Here is a 4980-nt window from a genome sequence, read left to right on the forward strand (position 1 = left end):
TTCTCGTACTCGCTGATGCTCGTGTACTACCCCATGACGGCCGTCAACTGGCTGCTCGGCATCCTCAGTTGCGTCCTGTTCCTGTGGTTCGGGTCCTCCTGGACGTCGTCCTCCTCGGCCTGGTGCTGCCCGGGGAGGGCGGCATCGGCGTCGTCGGGGGGCGCGGCGGGAGCGGCGGCCGCGGTGGGGTCGGTGTCCGGCGCCGGGGCCTGGCGGGCGTGGAGCTTGTCCTGGGCCTGGCTCAGGAAATAGGCGTAACGGCCGCGGAGTTCACCGGCCGGGTCGCGGCCGGCCTCCCAGCCCGCCAGTGTCGAGGGGCTCGTGCCCAGTACGCGGGCGACCTGCGCCCGCGCCAGGCCCAACTCCTCGCGCAGCGCGCGGCGTTGCTCGATGGGGGGCAGGGGCGCGGGCGGTTCGGGCGTCGCGGCGAGCAGCGCGTCGATCGCGTCGAACGTGGGTGTCGTCTCAGGCATGGTGGCCTCCTTCGGCCGGGCGAGGCGGGCGCGGAGCGGCAGGCCGCTTCCTTGATCGGCTGTACGGCTGCGTGCGGGCCGATCTTGGTGCGGCGCGACCCTTTTCCCCACTGAGGGGCTGAACGGCCGCCAGGCGGGCACGCGGGGCGTTCCTGTGGGGTGCAGGGCCGGGCCTCAGGTCTGAGCCATGTCGACGAAGCGGGAGTAGTGGCCTTGGAAGGCGACGGTGATGGTCGCGGTCGGGCCGTTGCGGTGCTTGGCCACGATGAGGTCGGCCTCACCGGCTCGGGGGGACTCCTTTTCGTAGGCATCCTCGCGGTGGACCAGGATCACCATGTCGGCGTCCTGCTCGATTGAGCCGGACTCGCGCAAGTCGGAGAGCTGTGGCTTCTTGTCGGTGCGCTGCTCGGATCCGCGGTTGAGCTGGGAGAGCGCGACCACGGGGACTTCGAGCTCCTTGGCGAGCTTCTTCAGGCCGCGGGAGATCTGGCCGACCTCGACCACGCGGCTTTCGGCGCGCTTGCCGGACTCCATGAGCTGGAGGTAGTCCACGACGATGAGCTTCAGGCCGTGCCGTTGCAGCATGCGGCGGCACTTCGAGCGGATCTGAAGCATGGTCAGGTCGGTCGAGGCGTCCAGGTACAGCGGCGCGGCCTCGACGGCCGGTGTCCTGCGGCTCAGGTGCTGCCAGTCTTCTTCGGTCATCGTGCCCGAGCGCATCTTGTGCAGACCGACGCGAGCCTCGGCGGACAGCATCCGCATGTTGATCTCGGAGATGCCCATCTCCAGGGAGAAGAACACGCTGGGCAGGTTGTGCTTGATCGAGCAGGCCCGAGCGAAGTCGAGGGCGAGGGTGGACTTGCCCATGGCCGGGCGACCGGCGACGACGACGAGCTGTCCGGGCTGCAGGCCCTGGGTCAGTTGGTCGAGGTCGGTGAAGCCGGTCGAGACGCCGGTAAGTTCGCCGCCACGCTTCTCGATGGCCTGGAGCTCGTCGACCGTCGCGGCCAGACTGCCCTCACCCGGGCGCTTGGGATCGGCGGCTGTGGAGACCTCCGTCGCGGCGTGGATCTCCGCCTGCGCGGCGTCGGAGATCTGGGGCACCTCGCCCTCGCCGGACAGGCTCATCATCCGGATGCGGGTGCCAGCCTCCGCGAGGCGGCGGCGCACGGCCAGGTCGTGGACGATCCCGGCGTAGTACTCCACACTCGCCGCGGTCGGCACCGCCTCAACCAGGGTGTGCAGGTAGGAAGCCCCGCCGACCCGGGCCAGCTCGCCCGACTTGGCCAGCTCGGCGGACACCGTGATCGGGTCGGCTGGCTCGCCCTTGCCGTAGAGCGTGTTGATCGCCTGCTGGATCGTCTCGTGCGCAGGCCGGTAGTAGTCAGCGGGCTTCATCGGGGAGCTGAGAAAGTCCGCGATGGCGTCCTTGCTCAGCAACTGCCCGCCCAGCACCGACTGCTCGGCATCGAGGTCCTGCGGCGGCACGTCCCACACCTTCAGGTCGTGGCGGGGCGAGCCGGGGCCGGCTCCTTCATCGTCGTGGTCACTGCGGGCGGCGACTACCGTGGACATTCGGTCTCCTGTTCCAGGGCTTTGGAATCGGGTTGATCGCGACGGGTCGCCCCGGCCAGGGGGCGGCCCGTCTTTGTGCGCGTCAGGCCTCAGGCGGGCGCGGAGCAACGGACGGGTGGCACGTGGGGCACTTGGTCGGACTGCCCTCACGCGGCGCGAACCAGCGGTAGTCCGGCGACTCGCAGGTACCGCACCACGGCACCGAGCCACCGGCGGCACTCTTCTGCGCGGCCCTCGCGAACTCGTATCGGCGCAGATCCTTGATCCAGCCGGGCAGGCAGGACGCCCACGACACGGCACCACCGGTGTTCTTGAAGATGTCCGCTTCCAGCAACTCCTGCTGCTGCTTGTCAAGGCCCGTGATCTTCGGCCAGTCCTGAGCAGCCATCAGCCCCAGCAACAGGGGGGCGAGTTTGCGCGAGCTCGCCGCACCCGCCTGGTGGCGCTTCATGCACTGAAGGAACCGCTCAGCCTCAGCGATCTCCTCTGCTGCGAATTTCGGCTTGTCCTCCCGCTGTGACGGGAGCGCCCCCGTGGTGCCAGTGAGGGGGTTGGGGGAGGAGGAATCCTCCTCCTCCGGGGGGTGTGGGGGGGACGGCTTTCCGCTTCGCCTGTCAGGAGAAGCGGTCTGGCCTGCGGAAACGCGACGTTTTCCGCTTCGCCTGTCAGCGCGTGCCTTGTCAGCGCGTGCCTTGTCAGGAGAAGCGGTCTGACCTGCGGAAATGTTGTTACTCGTTGGTAGTGTGGCGTCCGCTTCTCCTGACAAGGGAAGCGGGATATTTCCTCCCGAGTCGGTCACTCCCGGAGGGGTCCAGTTCGGATTGAGGGAGGGGAATTCGTAGAAGGTGTACGAAACCTTCCCGAAGTTTCCGCTGTTGTCCTGGTTTCGGTGCAGAAAGCCCGCAGTTCGCAGACGGCCGACCGACTCGTAAACCGCCTTGCTGCCGATCAGGCCCTTGCCGTTCGAGCTGCGGATCCCCTCGCCGCGCAGCGTCTCCACCAGGTCGTCGACGCTGAAGGTCTTGCCGTCCTCGCACATGAAGTGGACGTGCGCCAGGACCACGAAGTCCAGGGCGTGGGACAGCCCCGAGCCGTACAGCATGTGCCGGTACAACGGCACGGACGGGCGGAGGGCGGGAGCGCGGCCGGTGACCTGTGCAGCTCCCGGATTCTGCTGAAGGCTGGCTTCAGACACCTTGCGCCTCCGTCCCGGATCGGGCGGGGGTGAGAGGGCGCGGGAGATCTGTGTGCTGCATGCTCCCGGAAGGGGACGCCCGCAGCGGGGTTTGTGACCAGCTGACCGGAATCTGCTGGGTGTGGTGTGGCACTTGTGGTGCTCCCTGACGGTGTCGAGAGAGCCGTGACCTGCGGTTATGACCTGGCTTAACCTTGGATAGTGGCGTGGCGCAGGAACTCGCGCCTATCCTGGGTATAGGTGACACGCGGGCCCATGGCCCACGGGTGCACCCCGGAGAGGTCACCTCACCGGCACGACTCGGATGGTTTTGAGGCTGATCGAGTCGATTCGTATGGAAGCGGCTCCGTTGTGGCGACGGGGCCGCTTCTCGTTAGGGGGCCGGCATATCGCTCCGTCCGGGCTCGATGGCTGCGGCGGGGAACTTTTCGGCCCACCCCTGTAGAAGGAGTGCATAGGCCTCTCGGCGCCGACGATGCGGCACGGCTTCGCCGCTCTCCCACCGCGTGAACGCGACCCTGGTGACCTCGAACGCCTTGGCCACTTCCTCCTGGGTCAGCCCTGCAGCCTTACGCAACCGGGATCGGACCGCAGGGGGCGGCAACGGGTCTGCCGGGCGCGCGAGCAGCGCGTCGACAGCACTCCTGAGATCAGACATAGCTTCCTCCTCACGAACTGAAACTATACAGACAACTAGGCTTCCGATGTGGGAGTTGACGGCGTGTCGGAAAGAGCGGCCCCCTCGCTCTTCGCAAAGCGGTAGGCGGTCACGGCTCTCCGCGTGGCGCTCCCCGGCCATGACGTTCGTCGAAGAGGTGGCGATTGACCGCACGCGCGGCATCGGCGAGTTCGGAAAGTTCGTCCACGATCACCCCGGCGGTCGTCAGCTGCTCGACCCCCACGCAGTCGGCCACGAAGTGCGCGGGCTCCCGCCATGCGATGACCACGCGGGGGATACGAGCCTCAAGGATCCGCTGGGCGCACGGCGTGCGGTCTGCGCTTCGCTCGGAGCACGGTTCCAGCGTGCTGTAGATCGTCGCTCCGCTCAGCCGTGAGCCGCGCGCGGGGAGCTTGGCGAGCGCGGCCTCCTCCGCATGCTCGCGCGGATCAGCCTCACGCGAGTATCCAGCCGCGAGCTCCTCGCCGTTCGCGCCGACGATGACCGCCCCGACCGAGTAGGCCCCCGCGGCCGCAGGGCACAGCGCAGCAAGGTCAATAGCGCGCTGCATCCAATGCAGGTCCCCATCCCGGCCTGGCGCGTACATCAGCCGCGCTCCTTGGGGGCGTAGCGGACGAACACCACGTCGTCGATCGCCCTGACCTCCAGCACCTTCATCCGGGCGGTGGTTCCACCCGGGTACTGGGCGCTGCCCAGGAACTGGGGTCCTTCAGGCTGTCCGACCAGGAGCGGGGCGATGGCGAGTTGCACCTCGTCGGCGAGGTTCTGCGCCATGAGCTGGGTGTGGATCGTGCCGCCGCCCTCCACCATGAGCTGCCCGATGCCGCGTCGGCCGAGCTCGTCGAGGACCAGGCCCCAATCGAGTTCCGGGCCGACGCTGACGACGTCGGCGAGATCCCCCAACGTGGCTTGGACCTTCTCGACCGCGTCGTCGACGGTGAACACCATCTTCTGGCCGCCGTGATGCCAGAACTTCAGGTCGGCCGAGAGGTCGCCGGACTTAGTGACCGTGACCTTGAGCGGATACTCCGGCTTACCCTCCGCGACGCGCTGCGCGC

The 4980-nt window shown here is 68.1% G+C and carries 5 protein-coding genes and 1 pseudogene; all 6 read right to left on the bottom strand.

The window, feature by feature from the left end; all coding sequences use genetic code 11:
- Positions 1–284: 284 nt before the first annotated feature.
- A pseudogene (locus ABZ953_RS38990) lies at positions 285–473 on the bottom strand (helix-turn-helix domain-containing protein); the annotation flags it as partial.
- Positions 474–647: 174 nt separating this feature from the next.
- On the bottom strand, positions 648–2048 hold the full coding sequence (gene dnaB / locus ABZ953_RS38995) for a replicative DNA helicase (protein ID WP_361734239.1): 1401 nt from the start codon (positions 2046–2048) through the stop codon (positions 648–650).
- An 82-nt stretch (positions 2049–2130) separates the two neighbouring features.
- Entirely contained in the window at positions 2131–3243 is a 1113-nt protein-coding gene (locus ABZ953_RS39000) for a hypothetical protein (protein ID WP_361734241.1), read from the bottom strand.
- A gap of 373 nt (positions 3244–3616) precedes the next feature.
- Positions 3617–4084, bottom strand: coding sequence for a helix-turn-helix domain-containing protein (locus tag ABZ953_RS39005; protein WP_361734243.1), 468 nt, complete (start codon positions 4082–4084; stop codon positions 3617–3619).
- Positions 4011–4508: a deaminase gene (locus ABZ953_RS39010; protein ID WP_361734245.1), complete on the bottom strand. Its 498-nt coding sequence runs from the start codon at positions 4506–4508 to the stop codon at positions 4011–4013. Before ABZ953_RS39010 ends, ABZ953_RS39005 begins: the two co-directional genes overlap by 74 nt.
- On the bottom strand, positions 4508–4980 hold a 473-nt coding region (locus tag ABZ953_RS39015), incomplete at its 5' end, for a dihydrofolate reductase family protein (RefSeq protein WP_361734247.1). The genes ABZ953_RS39015 and ABZ953_RS39010, both read right to left, overlap by 1 nt.

Origin of the sequence: Streptomyces sp. NPDC046465 (assembly GCF_040646035.1) — a bacterium.
Lineage (GTDB): Bacteria > Actinomycetota > Actinomycetes > Streptomycetales > Streptomycetaceae > Streptomyces.